The 21,136-nt window shown below is 39.3% G+C and carries 16 protein-coding genes; 11 read left to right on the top strand and 5 right to left on the bottom strand.

Features of this window, described 5'->3' with window-relative positions; all coding sequences use genetic code 11:
- Positions 1-231 precede the first annotated feature (231 nt).
- The 6 genes from G7B18_RS01545 to G7B18_RS01520 all read left to right on the top strand — a co-directional run bounded on the left by G7B18_RS01545 (position 232) and on the right by G7B18_RS01520 (position 9,948).
- Positions 232-1,605 (top strand): S41 family peptidase, encoded by a 1,374-nt coding sequence (locus G7B18_RS01545; protein ID WP_164110237.1) that lies wholly within the window; start codon positions 232-234, stop codon positions 1,603-1,605.
- Positions 1,606-1,696: 91 nt separating this feature from the next.
- The gene (locus G7B18_RS01540; RefSeq protein ID WP_164110235.1) at positions 1,697-2,287 is read left to right on the top strand and encodes an RNA polymerase sigma factor; all 591 of its coding nucleotides are present in this window, start codon (positions 1,697-1,699) and stop codon (positions 2,285-2,287) included.
- 345 nt (positions 2,288-2,632) lie between these two features.
- Positions 2,633-3,679 (top strand): FecR family protein, encoded by a 1,047-nt coding sequence (locus G7B18_RS01535; RefSeq protein ID WP_164110233.1) that lies wholly within the window; start codon positions 2,633-2,635, stop codon positions 3,677-3,679.
- Between the two features lie 130 nt (positions 3,680-3,809).
- The gene (locus tag G7B18_RS01530) at positions 3,810-7,091 is read left to right on the top strand and encodes a TonB-dependent receptor (protein ID WP_164121950.1); all 3,282 of its coding nucleotides are present in this window, start codon (positions 3,810-3,812) and stop codon (positions 7,089-7,091) included.
- 353 nt (positions 7,092-7,444) lie between these two features.
- Positions 7,445-8,725 carry a hypothetical protein gene (locus tag G7B18_RS01525; RefSeq protein WP_164110229.1) on the top strand — a complete coding sequence of 427 codons (1,281 nt, stop codon included), beginning with the start codon at positions 7,445-7,447 and terminating at the stop codon, positions 8,723-8,725.
- A gap of 95 nt (positions 8,726-8,820) precedes the next feature.
- Positions 8,821-9,948, top strand: coding sequence for a hypothetical protein (locus G7B18_RS01520; RefSeq protein ID WP_164110227.1), 1,128 nt, complete (start codon positions 8,821-8,823; stop codon positions 9,946-9,948).
- Positions 9,949-10,109: 161 nt separating this feature from the next.
- Here G7B18_RS01520 and G7B18_RS01515 read toward each other — a convergent pair whose 3' ends face one another.
- Positions 10,110-11,252, bottom strand: coding sequence for an Atu1372/SO_1960 family protein (locus tag G7B18_RS01515; protein WP_164121949.1), 1,143 nt, complete (start codon positions 11,250-11,252; stop codon positions 10,110-10,112).
- Between the two features lie 68 nt (positions 11,253-11,320).
- On the opposite strand from G7B18_RS01515, the gene G7B18_RS01510 reads away from it, so the two are divergent.
- A complete protein-coding gene (locus G7B18_RS01510) occupies positions 11,321-12,121 on the top strand; it encodes a helix-turn-helix domain-containing protein (RefSeq protein WP_164110223.1) in 801 nt (266 codons plus the stop codon).
- Between the two features lie 394 nt (positions 12,122-12,515).
- Positions 12,516-13,856 carry a mechanosensitive ion channel family protein gene (locus G7B18_RS01505; RefSeq protein ID WP_164121948.1) on the top strand — a complete coding sequence of 447 codons (1,341 nt, stop codon included), beginning with the start codon at positions 12,516-12,518 and terminating at the stop codon, positions 13,854-13,856.
- A gap of 25 nt (positions 13,857-13,881) precedes the next feature.
- Here the strand turns inward: G7B18_RS01505 and G7B18_RS01500 are convergent, their stop codons facing one another.
- The 3 genes from G7B18_RS01500 to G7B18_RS01490 form a co-directional block, all read right to left on the bottom strand.
- The gene (locus G7B18_RS01500) at positions 13,882-14,472 is read right to left on the bottom strand and encodes a hypothetical protein (RefSeq protein ID WP_164121947.1); all 591 of its coding nucleotides are present in this window, start codon (positions 14,470-14,472) and stop codon (positions 13,882-13,884) included.
- 175 nt (positions 14,473-14,647) lie between these two features.
- Positions 14,648-14,950, bottom strand: a complete 303-nt coding sequence (locus G7B18_RS01495; RefSeq protein WP_164110217.1) for a hypothetical protein — start codon at positions 14,948-14,950, stop codon at positions 14,648-14,650.
- A 656-nt stretch (positions 14,951-15,606) separates the two neighbouring features.
- On the bottom strand, positions 15,607-15,876 hold the full coding sequence (locus tag G7B18_RS01490; protein ID WP_164110215.1) for a hypothetical protein: 270 nt from the start codon (positions 15,874-15,876) through the stop codon (positions 15,607-15,609).
- A gap of 253 nt (positions 15,877-16,129) precedes the next feature.
- Between G7B18_RS01490 and G7B18_RS01485 the strand changes: the two genes are divergently transcribed.
- Complete coding sequence (locus G7B18_RS01485; protein ID WP_205600310.1) at positions 16,130-17,236, top strand: glutaminyl-peptide cyclotransferase; 1,107 nt, start codon at positions 16,130-16,132, stop codon at positions 17,234-17,236.
- A 25-nt stretch (positions 17,237-17,261) separates the two neighbouring features.
- Here G7B18_RS01485 and G7B18_RS01480 read toward each other — a convergent pair whose 3' ends face one another.
- Positions 17,262-17,828, bottom strand: a complete 567-nt coding sequence (locus G7B18_RS01480; protein ID WP_164110213.1) for a hypothetical protein — start codon at positions 17,826-17,828, stop codon at positions 17,262-17,264.
- A gap of 182 nt (positions 17,829-18,010) precedes the next feature.
- On the opposite strand from G7B18_RS01480, the gene G7B18_RS01475 reads away from it, so the two are divergent.
- Entirely contained in the window at positions 18,011-19,192 is a 1,182-nt protein-coding gene (locus tag G7B18_RS01475) for an N-acetylmuramoyl-L-alanine amidase (RefSeq protein WP_164121946.1), read from the top strand.
- A 563-nt stretch (positions 19,193-19,755) separates the two neighbouring features.
- The gene (locus G7B18_RS01470) at positions 19,756-21,129 is read left to right on the top strand and encodes an MBL fold metallo-hydrolase RNA specificity domain-containing protein (RefSeq protein ID WP_164110209.1); all 1,374 of its coding nucleotides are present in this window, start codon (positions 19,756-19,758) and stop codon (positions 21,127-21,129) included.
- Positions 21,130-21,136: the final 7 nt, after the last annotated feature.

The following is a 21,136-nucleotide window of genomic DNA, read 5'->3' as shown; positions in this document are numbered from 1 at the left end:
ATCAACGATGTTTGGAAAACTAAAACAAATGAATCAGATAAGGCAATTCATCAGATAGCACCGTAGTGTCCAGGGAATAAGAACGATTGTGCCTATTTATGTACATTATTTATGGTGTAAATGCTAAGTGAAAATAAAAAATAACAATAATAATATAATAACTTCATAAAGGCTTCATAATTAAGTTCTACCTTGACCAGAAAGATGATACATATGTCCTTTTGTCAACGTATGTCGAGCATATTGCTTATTGGTCTGGTTGTTGTGCTGACCATAACCAGCTGTAATAAAGACCATCTGGCCCCCAAATATCCAGCAGGTACCCATGAGAATATCAACACATGGATACTCGACAGTCTGAAGCGGTATTATTACTGGAGTGACCACCTGCCCTCCAGACCCGATATTTCTGTTGATCCTCAGACCTTCTTCATCACTCTTAAGAACAGCAATGACCGATTTTCCTATATGGTACTTCCCAATGATCCCAGCACTCATACTTCTAGCAGTAGAGGAAAGTACGGATTCGATTATGCCGTCATTTCCGAACAGGAAACCGGACTTGTGTTCGGGGTAGTGCGTTTTGTCCTCATCGATTCACCCGCTTCCCGAAACGGGCTGAAACGGGGCGATTACATCAGCAAGATCAATGGTCAAGAGATAACATCCGCCAATGCAGAGACATTGCAAGAGGAGTTAGTCAGGGCAAGCAGATGCAGTGTCACCATTGCACAGAGACAAGGCAATATATTAACTGAGAAACGAACAATAGAAATAACTACAGGATTTGTCTTTCAACAGCCTGCCGTGGGCAAGATATTCCAAAAGGGATCTAAAAAGATCGGCTATGTCTATATCTATGATTTCAACGGAGGAACGGCCCGATCACTTCTTGACGATTTTGACTTGTTCAAAACACAGGGTATTACAGACCTTATTCTCGATCTGCGCTACAATCCTGGGGGGCAGGTTTCCGAAGCTGCCGGACTTTGTGGTCTCGTAAGCGGTCTGGCCTATGAGACTCCTTTCATTACCTATAAGGGCAATAAAAACGGCGGTACCAATATTGAGAGTATCGGTCGCACGACGACATTTGACGGTACGGTACAGTATAAAACAATATTACGGAACAGTTTGTACCTATCAAAAGTGTATGTGCTGTCCACTGCTTCCACAGCATCCGCATCTGAGGTTATCATCAACAATCTAAAGCCCTATATGGAAGTCGTGTTGATCGGGGAGAAGACGCGGGGAAAAGACGAGGCTTCCTTTGTCATCAATGACAGGCGCAGTCCTCGACAAGTCGAATGGGAAATGCACCCCATCATTTATAAGCTAGCGGATGCAAGGGGGAATGGGGGGTATAATGCTGGGATAGTCCCGGATTACATAGTCAACGAACTGTCCTTTCTCCCAATGCCGGAGATTGGCGACGAAAGCGACCCATTGATTGACCAGGCACTCCATATCATTTCGGGTAAAGCCACCAGTCCACAGCTTTTGGGAAGAACATCCCAAAACAGGAACATTCTTACACGAAAGGTAATTATCGATAGTCGGCGCAGGGATGCCGATAACAGCACCATCTTTACTAAGCCAAGATAATCACTCATTTAACTTAAATATTTTTTGCAATTAACTTTTCATTAACAATCGAGATATAACTTAGCCAAAGTTATCTTATACCCAATATGTTATGGAGAGCCAGAATAATCAAACATTATTAGAATTACTACGTTCGGGAGACTGTAACGCTTTTGAAGAACTCTACCGTAGGGAACGTAATAAGGTAATGGGCTTTTCGTATAAGCTGTTGCGTTCACAGGAGGAAGCCAAGGAACTGACGCAGGAAGTGTTCGTTCAGCTTTGGGAGAAAAGAGAAAAGATCGATCCATCCAAGAATATTGATACCCTACTCTTTGTTATGGCTAAACATACTTTTTATGATATAAAGAAAAGAAATAAACATTTTCTTAAATTTAGAGAGCAGAAGGGAACAGAGGAACCACAGACTGATTCAACAGGGAATTATATAGACATGCAAAACTGTTTGGATATTTTGTACGGCGCAGTGGAAACCCTACCTCCAAAGACCAGACTTGTATATCGCCTGAGCCGTGAACAGGGCTATTCCCATAGAGAGATTTCTATAAACCTTGCTATTTCTCCCCATACGGTGAACAACCATATCACGATGTCGCTTAAACATATACGCCGTCATTTTAACTGGCTATCTCCCGATACGGTACTTTCGATCATAATGATATTGAACGTATTCTTTTTATAATCATTTCTTTTATTTGCGACCCTGCAGATAGCTATAAGCGGAATTATCTTTCCACTGACTATCAAATATTGTTTTTACACTTCAAAAAAACACCAGTATTATGTTCTCTTTCGATTTTTCTATATAGTAGACACGGTGATAGTAAGCGTGTAGTGCGGGAAAAATATCAGTAGATAAAATAGTTACGGTTATTTTAGAGAATAGCGCGGAGTATATCTGTGTTTTTTTATTGTTGATAATCAGTTTTTTATAAAGAAAAATAAACTTTGACTAGTTATATTGTCCGTTTCAATCTTTCTACATATAGAACACAGGAAATAACCCTGGTCATTAGATAAATATTAAGTGAAATATAAGAACGACGTAAGGAAAATTTTTGAACGTTACCTGGAAGGAAAGATAACAGTCGCCGAAGAACAACAACTGTTTCAATACATCCGTGATACAGATGCAGAAAACAGCGAATTGAACGAAATGATCGAGCAAGTCTGGAACTATCAGAAGTCGTCGCGCAATCAGACCGGTGAATCCGATACTGAGTTCGCGGCGATCATGGACAGGATTTCCGTCGACGTGAACAAGCCTAAAGCTCCTAAATCTGTAGGGATTCTAAAATATGCTGCATCTCTGGCTGTTATCTGTTCGGCGGTATGGATGCTGTTGCAATATAAGCACAAGTTGAACAATCAGCAGGAGATCGCGGTTGTTGAGATGGAAGGTAAGAGTACCGTTGAGGGCCAAAAAGTTAAGATTATACTGAAAGATAGTACGGTAGTGTATCTGGCCGGAGGAAGTAATCTACGGTGGCCTAAGACGTTTAGGAAAGGAAGTACGAGGGATGTATATCTGGAAGGTGAAGCATATTTTGAAGTAAAGAAAGATAGCCTGAGTCCGTTCGTGGTGCATAGCGGCAAATTACGCACACAAGTACTGGGCACATCTTTCAATATCTATGCTTATCCAAATGATAAGCAATCTACGGTATCTGTCCGCACTGGAAAGGTTCAGGTATCCGAAGTTGGCAATGAGCAGGCTTCAAGACAGCTATCTATGCTGACCGCAGGAATGAAAATTGTATATAGCACCGACGACGGAAAATATGCCATCATTCTGGACAATCCCACTGAAGATACTAATGCGTGGGTGGTCGACCGCTTTGTATTTGCAGATGCCAATCTAAGAGAGGTGATAGAAAAACTTGAGCGGTACTATAATGTGAAATTCAACTATAAATCCAATTGCCTGGATACAGAACATCTGTTCAATGCCACCTTTGAAAACATGAATATCAAAAAGGTATTGGAGCAGCTGAAGTTGATGAGCGGAGGAAATATTAATTATAAAATGGAAAATAACAAATCAATTACCTTATGGAGGAAGGACTGCAAATGATGTAATTCTACAACGACAGGATACTAATGTATCTCCGGAACTATGAAAGAAATTATGTTTAAATAAGTATTAGGAAATAAAAAGCCAGCCTGTTGGAGCAGGATGGCCTGTTAAAAAAGAACTTTAATCCGTGAAAATTAAAAAACCTTTACAACCTATAAACATAGGAAATTATATCTATCTACAAGAATTTTTTTCAATATCTTGCAAAAGTAAGCTTTATGCGCTGTCCCTACTATTGGTACTTCTGTCCCAATCATTGTGTGCGAATGAAGCTATCTCTCAGATTTTGGATCGGCGTGTGTCTGTCCATATCCGTACATCCAATTTAACAGAGGGGCTGGCGGCATTGGGTAAACATGCCCAGTGCCAGATCAATTATGACCGTTCCATTTTTGCATCAAATGCTAAGATCAGTCTGGATGCCGACAACATCACTTTAGCAGATGCACTGCGGAGGATTCTTAATGGCAACCGCGTAGGTTTTAAAGAATCCGGTAATAATACGGTTATCTTATATCGTCTTCCAGCCCCAGAGAAACCAGGCCGTATTACAGGAAAGGTCGTAGACGATAAAGGAGAGCCTCTCGCTGGAGCTTCGATCCGAATCATTGGAACCGACCAAGCCATGCGGTCTGGTACGGACGGAGGGTACGGCTTATCGGTCAGACCAGGTACTTATGCTGTGGAGATTAGCTATATGTCTTTCCAGACCCAACGTATCACTGGGGTTGTAGTCAAAGAAAACGGTACTACACCGCTGACCATTGCCCTGAAGCCGGAAGCGAATACATTACAACAGGTAGTAGTGACTTCAAGCTATAAAAAAGCCAGTGTTTCTGGATTATTGGCCCAACAGAAAAATGCGGCTGGATTGACCAATGGTATTTCTGCTGAACAGATCGGTGCGACTCCAGACAAGAATATCGGCGAAAGCTTAAAGCGGATCTCCGGAGTATCTTCTATCGACAATAAGTTCGTATTGGTACGTGGTATCGGTGAACGATACAATGCTGCGACATTGGATGGAACCTTGTTGCCAAGCACAGAGGCACAGAACCGCTCTTTCTCGTTCGATATGATCCCGTCTAATCTGGTGGAAAGTGTGGTTGTCAACAAAACTGTCACCCCGGATATGAATGCTAGCTTTGGAGGCGGTCTGATTCAGATAAATACCAAGGACATCCCCAATGAAAATTTTACCAGCTTTACGGCAGGTATGTCTTATAACGACCAGAGTACAGGAAAAAATTTCATGAGCCATAAGCCGGGAAAATACGATTATCTTGGCTTTGATGATGGGCGTCGTGACTTTCCCAAAGATCTTTTCTCTGTATCAGGCATGGACATTACTGAACAAATTGATAAGGTTACTGAACAGAGTAAACGTTTTACCAATGACAATTTTACCGTTTACAAAAGGCCTGCGGATCCCTCACAGAACTATCAGTTTACAATTGGTCGCATCTTCACATTGGACACCACTTCTACGAGCGCTGACAAGTTCGGTTTTACAGGTTCTATAAGCTATCGCAACAATCAGATTATTAACTATATAGATGAGACCCGTAGAGGGAGCTGGGATGATTTTTCGAACAATACAGCTAGGGCATATGGTTTTAACACGACATGGGGCGGGCTATTGAACATGGGATTACAACTGGGCAAAGATCGGTTTAGCTTTAGAAATACCTATACCCATATCTTTGATAATACACTCGTTCGAGGAATAGGCTACAACGATAACATGCCCAATATGCCTGCTCAAACTGGCATGCAAAAGCCTAATTTGATAGAAGAAGCAGACGATCCGACGTTTACCACCTTATTACAGAATAAACTGGCCGCACAGCACCAACTGGACAAAGTAAAACTGGAATGGGAATTCGCACGTACAGCGGTGGACAGAAAGGAGAAAGATATAGGCATAGCCCAACAAATATTACGGAAGCTCGGTTCAGAATACGAATATTTTTATAATTATGCAGGCATCAGCGAACCCCGTATCAAACCGACCTCCCGACAGGATTATGCTAACAGTGAAAAGCACTATTCCTGGAACATTGCCGGAACACTTCCATTCGATCTCGGCTCCGTTCGCAATACGGTCAAGCTTGGCTATTTCGGACTAAGAAAGAACGCCAAATTCGATTGGCGAATTGTATCGCTAGCAGCCGCTCCATTGGGGTCCATCAAGGATAGCCTTTTTTATTTACCTATCGGAGAAGCCATCAGACCAGAAAATATGGGTCCCGAAGGATTTCAGTTCCTGCCTTGGTATCTTGATTATTATGAAGGTAAAAGCCAGAATCATGCCGCTTATGTGATGTTGGATAACCGCTTGACCGAACAGTTGCGCCTAGTCTGGGGAATACGGGCAGAATACTATCACTATAAAGAGATAAACAATGCGACGAATGGTAAGAATGGCGAATTCGGGAGTCTGTTTGCTATTAAGCCGGATAAAACATGGCAATGGATGCCATCAGCAAGTTTGACCTATAGTCCCTTTTCATCGCTCAACCTTCGTGCGGCTTATTCCAGCAGTATGGTCCGTCCGGAGATGATGGACAATAGTCAATTCTTCCGCTACAGTGCCTATTATGGAGGGATGTATGGTAGCGATGGTCTTTACAGTACCCGTATTGACAGTTGGGATGTTAAAGCCGAATGGTTTCCGGCAATGGGGGAGATTATTTCCGTTGGAGGTTTTTACAAGAACTTTGATAAACCTGCTGAACTTAGCTATAGATTTTCCGTATCGGGCGATTATAATTATATCTTAAAAAGCTCAGACTGGGCCAAGGTATATGGTCTTGAATTCGAATTACGGAAATCGTTCGGGTTTATTTATGACACGGATATCATGAACAATCTCGTTGCCTACGGCAATCTGACCCTACAGAAATCAGAAGTCAAGGCTACATATTTGGTCGCCGATGAAAACAACCCCGAGGGAGGATTGGTTGAGGCTTCAATGAAACAAAACCGTTCCATGTATGGACAAATGCCAGTTATGACGAATGTAGGCATACAGTACACAGGACAACATTTTGGGATGAATGTAGTATATAATAAAACAGGGCTACGTACATTCATGGTCAGTGATTCACCTGATGCTATAGAATATGAACAACCCCGAGAGCAATTGGACGCACAGATAAGTTACCGTTTTTTTGGAAAACGATTAGAAGTAAAACTGAATGCCGGAAATATCTTAAATTCTGCGTCTACAATTTACCGCAATTTTGCGAGCTATGAGAGAAATCCAGACTATCAATTCAATGGTGATATCAGTGAGGCACAAAGACTGAAAGAAGGCTTTACGGATAAATATGAAGACGGAGATATGATTATGTTCAAACAACATTTTGGCAGGACCTTCAGCACCTCATTTACCTATACATTTTAAAAAATAGAAAACAAAGGGAAAAATAGTGCCATGATATACAAACAGGAATGTAAAACTATTAAATAGGAAGGAGGAGCTGCCGGGACATGCTTTCCGATTGCCAAGAAAAAAAAACGAAGGGCAGTTTTTCAAGTCAACCCCTCGTTTTATGTGATACCAGTTACGGCAGCCGGGCTAAACCCGAATAAGATAAAGTGATCTCAAAAAGAATTGCTCCACTTGTCGAGGATCAAGAGCAAAGTTAAGAAAAAAGGATTTATAATCCGTTGACCATTAAGTAGAAAATCATCAACACAGCATAAAACCTGTGAAAAATTAAATCTCAGCATAAAAGCTGCCAAATAACTATCAAAATGATAAAGAGAATATTTAATAATGTGATTTCATTCGGAAAGAAAGTAGCTAAGAACATACCCGTACTATTTATAGTTGGAGGAGTTGCAATGACATTTTCATTAGCTTCTTGTGATAAAAATGACGGTTCAGTCGATTCATTTGTCAATCGTAGTACAATCGCGGCCGATTATCCACAATCTTCGTTGCCTGTTGTAACGGTATCGGGAGATATTACGACAAATACAACATGGACTGCTGGCAATGTCTACGAGATTAGTGGTGTAGTGACCGTTCGTAACAATGCTACGTTAACTATTAGTCCAGGTACATTTATCAAAGCCTCTATAAATACTCCTGGTGCGCAAAACGGCGTTTTGGTTATTGCAAAAGACGGTAAAATCAATGCTGTAGGTGAAGAGTGTAACCCTATCGTATTTACAAGCCGTTATCTATTGGATGCGAATAATAATACCGTTGGCAAGTCGGGCGATTTTGGTGGCGTTATCATCTTAGGGAACGCTACAATCAATACGGCTTCAGGCACGGCTAATATCGAAGGTTTGCCATCTACTGATCCTCGTTATTCATTCGGTGGTTCAAACGATGCTGATGATAGAGGGGCATTCGAGTATGTACGTATTGAGTACGCAGGTTACCAGTTGGCTACCGATATTGAAGTAAACGGATTGACTATAGGAGGTGTAGGTAGTGAGACCGATATCAATAATGTTGAAGTTGCCTGGGGCTTGGATGACGGTTTTGAGTGGTTTGGTGGTACAGTTAGCTGTGCGAATCTATTATCTTATGCTAATGACGACGATCAGTTTGACTATGATTTGGGATACAGGGGTACATTATCAAATTCTGTAGCCATCGCTAATGACGCCTCTACCCATAGTGGTGGTGTAAACCCAGATTCCAATGGTGCAGAAATTGATAACAGTTCTATGAATCCGTGTGGAGCGACTCCACGAACTGAGGTTATATTTGACAATGTAAGGATCTGGGGTACTACATCAGGTAGTAATGCAAATCTGTATAAATATGGAGTTCGTATTCGCAGAGGAGCATCTTTGATAGCAACAGGATCGACAGTGACTGGATATAATACAGGTCTCTTTACAGATTCTCCCGCTCCGGTAGGATGTGATGAAGCGCTTGTTGATAACAGCAGAATTCATGGTTATGTATCCATTGGTAACTTTACGGATGATGGAGGTAATACAATGAGCACTTCGTCTCCAGCTCCTTGGTTTCCAGGTTCATTTGCCGCTTGTTGGGCAAAATTTGATTATTAATCACTTATTGTGCTGATTGTCAGGTTTTATTAAAATTCCGGGGTACAGGTCGCAAGCTGTGTACCTCGGTTTTAAAGTTTTAACAAGATATTTAGATGAAAATATATACAAACTCTTTTTCTTTCTGCCTGCTGGCATTTTTCCTATTGGTATTCGGTTCCTGTAAAAAGGTAGAATTGCTTAACGTCGAAGAACCTCAGGTAATCAACCTTACAATTGAAGGAAGTACCACCAGTGATCTGGAATTTGTTTTCAAGGATAGCGTAGTGGCCAGTGTTAATGGAGATAATAATTCTAATTTTGAAAAGTATGTCTTACTCAATACAGCAGGCCTAGATAATCCAGCGATCTATATACGAGAGCCGGGTTCCAAAGACGTAATAGTTTCACGGCCTATCGGACTCCAAAATTTTAATCAGAGACTTTCAATTTATTATGACTCTGGAAAAATTTATAGTGGAAAAGTCAGTTATACGATAAAAGGGTATGTGATGTCTGGTGAACTCGAATTTGTTTTGGATGGACAATCTCTTTTTACAAGCAACTCTACTATCAACGAGACTATTTCTATTTTAGTTAATGAAAATGAACCCCGGAAATTAGAAGTTAGGAAGAAAGGGGAACAAACAGCCATTATCACGAATGAAATAGTTTCAGATATTGCTGAGCAGTCTTTAGGATTCTTTTTTGATGGGACAGAAATTGTAGACGGCATAGAAGTGGCACCGCCTACAAATGCTAAAAATATGGCAGTAACGGCACAATTTAAAACAAAGTACACAGACCCTAATTCAAACACCCTGTATTTTACGGGCGGGAATGTCGTAGATATTGTATTCTACACGAGAAAGAAAGGAACCGAAAACACGAATCGACTTACACCTGAAGATAAGGTTAATCCTGAAATACGGGTATCTATACCCACAGATGGTAGCTTTGTCAGCTTTGAATTGCCTAACTTGACTGATGAGAATCTGGAGTATTCCTTTGATTTTGTTGAAAAAGGAACGGATAACATGCCTTATGTTAGAGGAACAACGGCTTCTAATAGCTATCCGGAACTTCGGGCTAATCAGGGGAGGTATGGTAAAGGTATTGTACCTGAAGCCGGTAAATCCAAGTTGCTTTTAATTTCTGATGGTTTTAAGAGTGTTACATCCCCTACGCCGCGACATCGAATCCCTATACCGGCGATCACAGATCTGTCCGAATACTTCCAATAGGGAATACAAAAAGAAGCGATTTGAGAGGGAGCGTCTGGATTATATTGTTTTCGAATTCATTCGAATTCGTTCGACCGCTTCTGTTCGCTTCCAGAGCAGTAAAAAATCAAAAAAGGCACAAAGATATTTGTGCCTTTTTGTAAACCCACGATCCCCAATTCTTACTCCACTTCAAAAATAGCCTGAATTTCGACTACCGAGTTGACAGGCAATGAATATGCCCCGAATGTTCCTCTGGCATGTTTACCTTTTTCGCCAAACACTTCTACAGCAAGGTCAGAAGCAGCGTTCATCAACCTTGCGTGATTTACATAATTACGTTCTGTATTAAAAATTCCAGTAAGTTGTACGCAGCGTTTCACACGGTTTAAATCGCCCCCCACAGCTTCTTTCAAAACAGATAGGACGTTGAGCATCGCCTGTGCGGTTGCTTCTTCTCCCTGTTGATCGGTAATATCTGTTCCCACCTTACCGGCATGGAGGATTTTACCTTCTTTCAAGGCTACCTGATTAATGAAAACAAGATTACCTGAACGTACATAAGGCAAATAGTTTCCTACTGGAGCAGGTGCATCGGGCAGGATTATTTTTTTTTCTATAAGTGTTAAATTTACGTCTTGTTTTTTTTCGATCACCGCTATTTCATTTTTCGAGAATGTGCCTTTAAGAGCCAGCGCTACTTGTACAAAGTTCTTACCTTGTAATTCTGCAAGATAACGTTCGCTGTCGCTGGGTCTTTCTATGGTTTTGTGTGATGCAAGGCTTGTGGTTCCCAAAACAGTATTTCCCTGTGGAGCGGTTTTATCTATATTTTCATAGCCACGAATACCATTGGGTACCAAGATCATTCCGTGTACTGCCAAGCTATTGAGAAACGATTGCATCGCCAGTTCTTTTCCTGCTCCGCTCCCTGCCGACATAAATACCATTGCCGGCATTCCTTCTAATGCGTGGTTCGTCCATAAATCAACAGTCTTTGCCAAAAAGTCACTCATTCCTGTACTTATATTTCCAAAGTAAACAGGAGATCCCCAAGCTATACCGTCGTAGGTCGGCAATTCTTCTACCGTTGCAACGGGAATATCTTTCAGTTTGGGATTATCTGATTGTCTTACCTGCTTTATTATCGCCTGCGCACCAGCTCCGCTTTCTATTCCTTTTTTTACTTCTTTGGCCAATTCATAAGTACCACCATTGTCCGAATGTAGGAGTATCAATATTTTTGTTCTATTTAGCTGCGCCGTAGCTGTAAATGTTGCCACCGATAAAATGATAGCTGTTATAATTCCGCTTACCTGTTTCATGTATCTTATATAAATTTTCAGACAACAAAATTAACCGTATCGTTTTTATTAACTTTGCCAAAAACAACATGCAGAACGACATGCGAAAATGTGGTCTTATCGAGAAGGACATCGGACAGTATATTGATACCACCTCCGCTGAGGCGTATGTTTGGTATGAAGAGAACTGGAAACACGACGACTATGGTCATACGCACCAAAGGTTTCAATTAACGTATGTAGCAGAGGGCTATCAGTATTTCCACATCGAACAAAAAATATATCTTGTTCCGCAAAACCATGCTATATGGATACCGGCCGGCATCGAACACCGGACCAGTTCGGAAGCGAAGACGGTCAATCTGATGCTTGTGCTGTTTCAATCTGTCCCAAAACAGGAGTTTTATTGGCACGTGCATATTTTTCCCGTTCCTACGGTATTAAAGGAAATGCTTTTATACGCTTCGAAGTGGAACAAGGTGGTAACAGAAGAAGAAGAGCGATATGTCTTTTTAAACGCTATCCTCTATGGTCTGCCTAGTTTCTGCAGAGAAAATATCGGATTGCAGATACCCATTCCTGTGGATAGCCGTTTAATCCCAATATGCAACTACATAAATGAAAATTACCGATATAGTTTTGATATCGATATGCTTGCCTCCGATGCGGGAATGTCAGTGCGTACCCTGCAACGGCTATTTAAACGCGAAACAGGCATAACTGTACAGAAATATACGCAGCTAATACGTATATTGAAAAGTATCGAGCTCATTGACACCAAACGATACACCCTTAGCGAAATTTCCTTTAAAGTCGGTTATCAAAGCCTTTCAGCATTCAGTTCCTCCTATTTTTCGATAATGAAAGAAAGACCCAAAGTAAATAAATAATTTATTATCTTTCTGCCAATCCACTTTTCATCCTTTTTCGTCATTTTCTTTATGCGTGTTTCTCGAATCGAATGGAAACTCTCTACTATTGAACAATAGAGTTTCCATAGCCTCTCTTTCCAAAGATGGGCTAAAAATAATTATAGTTTGGGTGATGGATGATAACCTAGCTCGGCCATCTAGTAGGTGGTTGCATGTAGTCATATATTTATGTAAGTTTGTATCGTATTAGATAATTTCGAGCACTATATTTTCGCTTTCCTATGTTTTGGCTCCTTGGATAGGCTTTTACAACTTTATTTTTAAATAAGACAGATCTATAAAGTCGATAAATTAGAGCTGACTGTCCGCCAACGAGCAGGAGGTAGCGTATGCCGTAGATAACTTTATTTGGATGGAAAACACAACCCTACTTAACTTTACTGAACTACCTACAACTACCATTTACCAACAAACATTTGATTTTATTAAAAGTCTAGGACTTACCGATTCCGTCACACATATCGTGGCTTCCGTTGCGCTGCTTGTCATAGCCTTTCTCCTATTGGGCATTGTAGACTATATTACCCGATATGCCTTCAATAATCTGGTGACCCGGTTGGTCAAAAAGACCAGTTCCCACTGGGACGACCTGCTTATGTACAATAGAGTACATGTTTTTCTGAGTCGGCTTATTCTCGTTATCCTTGCACAGCAGATTTTCCCTTTTATATTTGTCAGTTTTCCCGTATTTACTTCACTGCTTGTCAAGTTTCTAGGAGTACTTTTGGTCGCGTCCGTCTATATGCTCCTGAATAGTCTGTTAAAGACCTGTAGAGATATTCTGAGAGAAGTCACAGCTTTTAAGGACAAGCCGGTAGACAGTTACCTACAGGTCACACAGATATTTCTTCTTTTCGTAGCTGGCACGCTCATCGTGTCCTTGTTGACAGGCAGTTCGCCCTGGTCGTTTTTGGTATCGTTAGGAGCAGCTTCAGCCATATTGATGCTGGTCTTTAAAGACACCATTTTAGGGTTTGTCGCAAGTATACAAGTATCGGCCAATGACTCTGTCCGTGTAGGCGATTGGATTGAAATGTCTAAATATGGTGTAGATGGTGACGTGTTGCAGATCAATCTGAATAATGTACGGATACAGAATTGGGATAAGACCATTGTAACTATACCGACGCACACCCTACTTAGTGATTCGTTCAAAAATTATCGGGGCATGCAGGAAACTGGGGGCAGACGTATTAAAAGACCCATACCTATCAAGATTTCCTCGATCCGTTACCTTACAGAAGAAGAAATAACGCAATTGAAAAAGATCGCATTATTAAAGCCCTTTATCGAGAGCCGGGAGCAGGAGATTGCGGTCTTCAATGCTCAGGCCGATATCGATAGCTCCATGTTGGTCAATGGTAGGCGGATGACCAATATTGGATTGTTTCGCGCCTATGTGATAGCCTATGCTCGCAATAATCCCAATATACACCAAGATATGACTCTTTTAGTCAGGCAGCTGTCTCCAACCGAGCATGGTCTACCGCTAGAGCTTTACATGTTTACAAAAGGTACACAATGGGATTTTTTTGAGAATACCATGGCAGACATCTTCGATCATCTGTTTGCAGCCATCAAATACTTTGACTTGGAGGTTTTCGAACTACCCGCTTCAGACGACCTTCGGAAGGTTATTGATAGCGTTTCCATGGGCAGAGGTGTTTCTGTTGAAGAGATCGAAAAGCTTTAGATGAAACCTATGATATGTAAAAGATCTACTTAGCTGCTATTTCTTCTCCCCGAATTATAATTGCATTCCTGCTATCAATGTTCTTTTTAGATGTTGTCAATAGGGTTATTAACCCTATCTCGACATTATCTTTATTGGTGGTCAGTTTGTCAACGATTATGGTCAAAAGGTCATTTTCATCTATAAAATAACTTTCTTGATCCGAATTTATAATATCTGTGTTAAGCATGAATACTACAGGTGTCTCTTTAAAACTTGTGTATTTATATTTCAGTTCCGATAAGGAAATCAATTTAGGTGAATAACCCGCTTTCGTCTTTATATGAATTTGACCGTTGTATGTTTGATTTCCAATTAGGATATCTCCTTTGGTTATATCTATACTTTCTATGTGTTCTGACTTAATATGGCCGAGAAGCCTTACAAACTGACCATTTATAAAGTAAACAGGTTGCTGTCTTTGTTTCTCCTTGTCAACTATAATCACTTTTAAAGAAGTGTCTCTACTTGGCGTGATTTTAACAGAGGTACACTTGGCTTGACTCCTGTCTTTCACAGTCTGAGCAAACAAATTTGTAGAAGTAAACACGAGTACAATCAGAATGAGATTTTTCATAATTATTATAATATTGATATACCTAATATAAGGATAATTATAAGTTTTTACAAGACTTAATTCGCTGTTTTCTTTAGGATTACCGTTTTTATTTCCGCACCGGCATAATATTAAGTTGTAGTTTTGCATTTTAAACCACCTCAACTTTAAAAAAGACGCATCGAAAATACAGTACCTACAAAACTTCCTTATAGGTACAGTCTATAATAATAGTTTTGGGTCCATCAGATGTCAATATTTTTAGAGAGGTAATGAACGATAATCCATTCTCAGGTTGGATAAGTATCAGATTTGGAAAATTTAAAGTAGTGTTGTGGTTTCCCAGCCTATTAGTAGCAAGGAAAACATCACCTTTTATCTTAACTATATAGGGGTTTTCTACTGGATAATATATAACCTTTGTACCTTTAGTATAGTTAGATGGTATACTCCCTATTCCTCCCTTGTCAAATTCTGGTTCTTGCCAAATAATATTCATTCGTTCTTTCTTCCCATCTAAAAATAGGACGCTATTTTTTAAGGAAGGGATCTCATCTATACTAAAAAAATTGAATTTGTTTTGCTTACGGTATTGTAAACTATTAAAATTAGGTCTCCAAAGTTTACAATCGTATCCCCCAATAAGTTGTAGATTAGTGTTGTTTGATTTTTATTATATTGACTGTAAGTTTTTCTATATCAGTCTTCCAAAATCTAGTCCTATTTGCAGAAGCTATCTACATTGATTGTCAGCTAGATCCTAAATTTCATCACAAATTTAGTTGTAACATTTTCTTTTACATCCTCGATATAATAACAAGATAACATACGATGGATGATTGGTTTTGTCTTCTGAAAGCGTCTGGTTTCAGCGTTTTCATCATGAAATATCCGCGTAGCATAACTGTGCAAACACCTATGACCGCGAAACAGCATGCCGGCCATTTGAAATAAAGAGTAAGTCTACAATAACCGAGCCTGAGAACTCATTTTTTTTTGTATCCTGTTGGATTATAGTTGTATAAATATTATATTTAACTATTCATATTTAATATTTCCGCACCCAGCGGTTCACAATTGGTTAGATATAGCCCTTGCAGTCTGCGAGGGCTATTATGTGTATCGCGTCTTTTCTTTCATTATTTATAACCGCTGTTATTTTCCCACTTTTTTAATTCCATTAAAGGCGAAGACAATTATTTTATCCCTTGTATTGATGTTGACTTTATCCACATTGATTCTTATTCCTAAATTAATTAACTGGGCGTAAGAGTAGGGCCGACTGAAACACGAACGAGATAGAAAAGATTCACGTGGGCTGTGTATGTTAGACCCATCTTTACTTACGGAGGCAATCCGTTCGTCGACCGAAGACCAATCAAACAACGAGAGGCTGAGGGCCTCTCCATACTGTAATAGCTGCAACTGTCTGTCTACTAATTAATATCGGATTCCCTTTTTTTATGTACTTGATAGTGGCTGTAGTTTCTAGTTAAAAATAGCGAATTTTATAGACAGTCAAATTATCACCTACACCAACTATTTTTTCCTATCTTCAATATTTGTATATTCCCTTTGAGAGGTCAGTATTGATGTTTACTAAAAAAGGAGTTATCGCAAAGGTATAAGGGGCACTCTTAGCCTTTATTTTATAACTTAGGATCATTAAAATAATAAAATGAAAATCAAAAAGACAGCCACTTTGGCACTATGTATTTTATTGAGCGGATGTATAAGAGGTCAAAAAGAAAGTCAAATAGATACACCGGTAAAAGAATCTTCTATTGAACCATCTTTTAAGATCGATACCAGAGGAGTAAAGCAAAAGTATTCCCCTGGAGAAGAGATAAATCTGCAGATTACAACAGGAATGGACCTCTCCATTGATTCCGTTCGCTATTGGATCAATGATCTGGAAATTAAAAAGTCAATAGGTAATACCTTGGTGACGCATAAATTTACATCTGAACCATTTGGTTTGCAGTCTTTTAAAGCTTGTGTGTACAATGAGGATCGTGTCGCTGAAACCACTTTATCGGTAAATTTATTACCAAAGAATCCGCCAAAAAACCTGAAATATCAAATTGTAAGTACGTATCCGCACGATATTAGAGCCTACACCCAGGGATTAGAGTTTATTGGTGATCAGCTCATGGAAAGTACTGGAAACGGTCTTGGAGAAAGCGGTAAGAAAGGTCGGTCCAGTATTAGGATTGTAAACCCCAAGACCGGAATACCCACCAATATTGTCGAGTTGAATGATGAAATCTTTGGAGAAGGAGCTACCATCCTTAATGGTAACATTTACCAGTTGACCTATAAACACAATTTAGCTTATGTTTATGATGCAAAGACGTTGAAGCAAATTAAAACACTTCCTTACTTCCAACCGATGGAAGGCTGGGGCTTGACAAATGATGGAAAGTATCTTTATATGTCTGATGGTTCGGAAAAGATTTACTTACTCGAGCCCAGTACTTTTTCTAAAGTCAACTATATCAACGTAGCTAGTGATCAGGAACTGGTCTCAGGAACCAATGAAATGGAGTGGGTAAAAGGAAAGATATATGCAAATTTCTATATGGAAAATGTAGTGGGAGTTATTAATCCTCAAGATGGTACTCTAGAGTCCATACTCGATCTGTCAGATCTTAGAGGCCGAGTGTCTCCCCATATCGATTTAGATGTGCTAAATGGAATAGCCTTTGACAGTAGAAACGGTACTTTCTTTGTAACAGGCAAAAATTGGGACAAAATGTTTGAGATAAAAATCGTTGAAGATTAACTTCTCCAGTTAAAAAATTCCAACACTATTTTTGCATGTTGCCCTCTTCAAAATATGCGATCGTTTCTTGTATAGTTCTTTCCGTTTGGATTATATCCATAAGGATTAATTTAGCTGTGGCCTTTACATTTTTATCCGTTGTATTGAAATTTGAATACATGAAATTCATCAAAAAATCACTTTTGTTATTCAAAGTCTCTTTCAATTCTTCGATATTAGAAAGTAGCGTTATTTTTCTGTAATCGATCAGATCTATTTTTGTATTAGCGATAGACTTCCAGGCATTTATTCTAATCTGAGGAATATGTACCCCATCTGATTTTATTATAATATCCTGAAAGCTGATATTTTCATTGTCGGCATACCGATTCAGCGAGTCAATTAAGGCCTGCTGTTTAGGTATCTTGTTCGCAACTTCCTCCTTAGATTCCTTAAGCTCGCTATCTATCGTTGAAAACACTTGTTGAATATAAGCTTTATCCTTTCGTTGAGAATTCCAGTTGTCAATAAAAAGTGCTATAAGAATTCCCGCAATAACTGGGATGATCTCCTTGATGAATTGAATAGCATAACTTTTAATTTTTGGTTTCATTTTACTTCAATCTTTTATAATGTTGCGATTGGTTCGGGTAATATTACTTTGTATTATATACATTGCAAATATATGTATATTCCTCATTCGACAAGCAACAGCTTTTGACTTCTTAGATCTATTCAACATATTTCCATACCTTTAAAGCGTATTGTGAGCTAGTAAATACGAATCAACTGAATATGAAGACCTATCTTTTGTCTATTTTTTATGCGGTGTTAATTGCTATTGGTTTTGGTGAGCGAGTATATGCTCAAAAAGCTTGGGTTGGACGGACGACTGGCGATTTGCCCTATATTGAGTATAGCGATGGTATGGTAAGGTTGGGAGCCGATAAAATGACTTTTATAGATATAGGCGTACGTGTAGTGGTACTCGATTCGGTGGAGAATAGATATAAGATCAAGTTATCAAAAAACTGGGAGGCCTATATTCCTAAGCGTTTTGTAACTCGTGGACATCAATTGTCAGACAGCCTTATTTCTGCTGATGTCTTGAGCGGCTCTTGGCATTTGTCGGCAAAAGATAACTACGATATATTGACCATAAATTTACCTGATCGACTACCGTACCGAAGTTTTCAGTTTGAAGAACCCAATAAGATTATCGTTGATGTATTTGGAGCGACTTCAAATACGACATGGATCACTCAGTTGAGAAAAGCCCGCATAGTAAAAAATGTATACCCCGAGCAACTGGAGAAAGATGTTTACCGTATACATATCGACCTCGAAGGAAAGCAAAATTGGGGCTATTCCATAAATTATGACAATAAGTCTTTGCGCATATCGGTAAAGCATGCTCCAGCAAAAAAAGGAATCAAAAACCTCTTTATAGCTATTGATCCAGGGCATGGTGGGAATGCAAAGGGGGCAGTCAGCCTAAATGGTACAGAAGAGAAGATCTACACGCTGAAATTTGCTAAGGAGCTACAAACACTCTTACGCAAAAAGGGTGTGAAAAATGTTTATTTGACGCGTACCGAAGATATTGATGTAGCGACTACAGATCGTGTACTGAAGCTTAGAGCAGTAAAACCAGATTTGCTAATTAGCCTGCATCTGAATGCCTCATCCCGAACAGCGGTAAAGGGCGTCAGTACTTACTACCATCATAACGGCAGTAGGCAGGTCTCGAAATATATATTGGATGAAATGCTGGATTTGGGATTGAATGAATATGGTCTGATCGGCAATTTCAACTTCCTATTAAACTCGCCTACGGAATATCCCAACAGTTTGGTAGAAATTGCTTTTTTAAGTAATCCGGAGGATGAGCAAAGGATACTGAACGAAAAGTTTCATAAACAAACGGCAGGTAAGATTTATAAAGGAATAGTAAGGTGGTTAAAAAAAGTGCAATAGTTTTACCTTACTTTCTTGATTAATGTTGCCATCAACATCGCGCAGAGCAGCTCTGCGGGAGATAATCAAAATACCCAAATAGTAAATAATAGTCTGATAGTAAATTGATGTAGAGGTGCAAATAGCTATGTTTAGACGTACTACTTAACTTTTTTTTAAAAAAGCTTACTTCGTATAGAGATGTCCATAAATTTGACAATTGCCAAAAGATAGTTGAATTTTACATAATTGCAGCTGGAAAAGCAGTGATGAAAATCATTGAAAAGTATGGGGGAAATCATCATATTTAAATTTTTATAGATTTAACTTTAATGTACCGGCTTGTAAATAAGTTTTTTAGCGGTAGCATAAGGCTTTTATTTTAAAGGCCGTTTTCACTTTAAATCGAAAACGAATAGTACACAATGGCCTCGATTAAAGCAATTTGAAAAGAAAAAATATCGATTGGAACAACGTACTTTGAAAACAAATCTAGTTCATAACCACCAATGATACATCTCGGAGTTTGATTGACATATCAAATAAATATCGATACCCCAGATGCATAGCAGCTTAATAAGAAAATGGAAACTATTTTTATAAAATCTCTGGGTGGCGCTGGTACAGTTACCGGCTCCAAGCATCTATTGAAAACCTCAGAATTAACTATATTAGTTGATTGTGGCTTATTTCAAGGGGTTAAAACCTTACGCGAGCAAAACTGGCAATCAATAGGTATCCTTATGGAAGAAAAAATCGATCTGGTGATTCTTACCCATGCTCACCTTGATCATTGTGGTTATATCCCTCTACTTGTGAAGAAAGGATTTAAAGGTAAGATTTATATGACAGGCCCTACAAAAGAATTGACAGAATTAATCTTACTTGATAGTGCGAAATTACAGGAAGAAGATGCCAGAAAGGCAAATCACCATCATTATACCAAACATAATCCTGCTAAGCCACTGTATACGATAAATGACGCCGAACGATCGTTTAAACAGTTTTTTACTGTTCGCGAAAATACTAATATAAAATTAAGCGATCATATTCAATGTCGGTTTAAATCTTGCGGTCATATCATTGGCGCTTGTTCAGTAGAAATTACGTGCTTTGACAAAACTATTGTCTTTTCAGGAGATATCGGACGGAATCACAGTGCAATTCTCCCACCTCCCGATTTTTTCACCAAAGCGGATATTCTGGTTATGGAGTCTACATATGGAGATAGGTTACATGACAACACCAACTTGTACGATAATTTGCAACATTGGATCAATCTTACCGTTAAAAAGCATGGAAATATAATTATTCCTAGCTTTGCTGTTGGAAGAGCTCAAGAACTGATATATATTCTCCACCAGCTAAAGGAGCAAGGCAAAATTCCGCAAGATATTCCAATAATCATAGATAGCCCAATGGCTGCTTCTGCGACAGATATTATGTTAAAATATGCCGATTATACTACTGTCGACAAAAGAAAATGGTTAGAGATTATCGAGAATATCGATATCAACAGAGATTATGTAAATACCCAACAAATTGTTCATGATAAAAAAAGTAAGATCATAATTGCAGGAAGTGGTATGTTAAGTGGCGGGCGTGTGCTTGAATATCTAAAACACGATATAGGGGATAACCGCAATACGGTGTTGATTGTCGGATTTCAAGCAGAAGGTACACGTGGAAGAGCTTTGTTAAATAAGTCTCATGAGTTAAAAATCCATGGGGCTTATTATCCTGTAAAAGCCAATGTTGTAGAATTGACTGGATTGTCTGCACACGCTGACCAGTCAGAGCTAATAGAATGGATAAGAAAATATAAAAATCCACCTCAGCAAGTAATGCTTGTACATGGAGAGCCATCTGCATTAGAAGCACTCCGCGTAAAGATCCAGACAGATCTGAAAATACCAGTTAAAATTCTAATAAAAGATGAGCAAGTTTCTTGCGGATAATTAGAAC

Origin of the sequence: Sphingobacterium sp. xlx-130, assembly GCF_011007405.1 — a bacterium.
Lineage (GTDB): Bacteria > Bacteroidota > Bacteroidia > Sphingobacteriales > Sphingobacteriaceae > Sphingobacterium > Sphingobacterium luzhongxinii.
The sequence above is the reverse complement of the archived record's forward strand: the minus strand, read 5'-3'. Positions and strand labels throughout refer to the sequence as shown.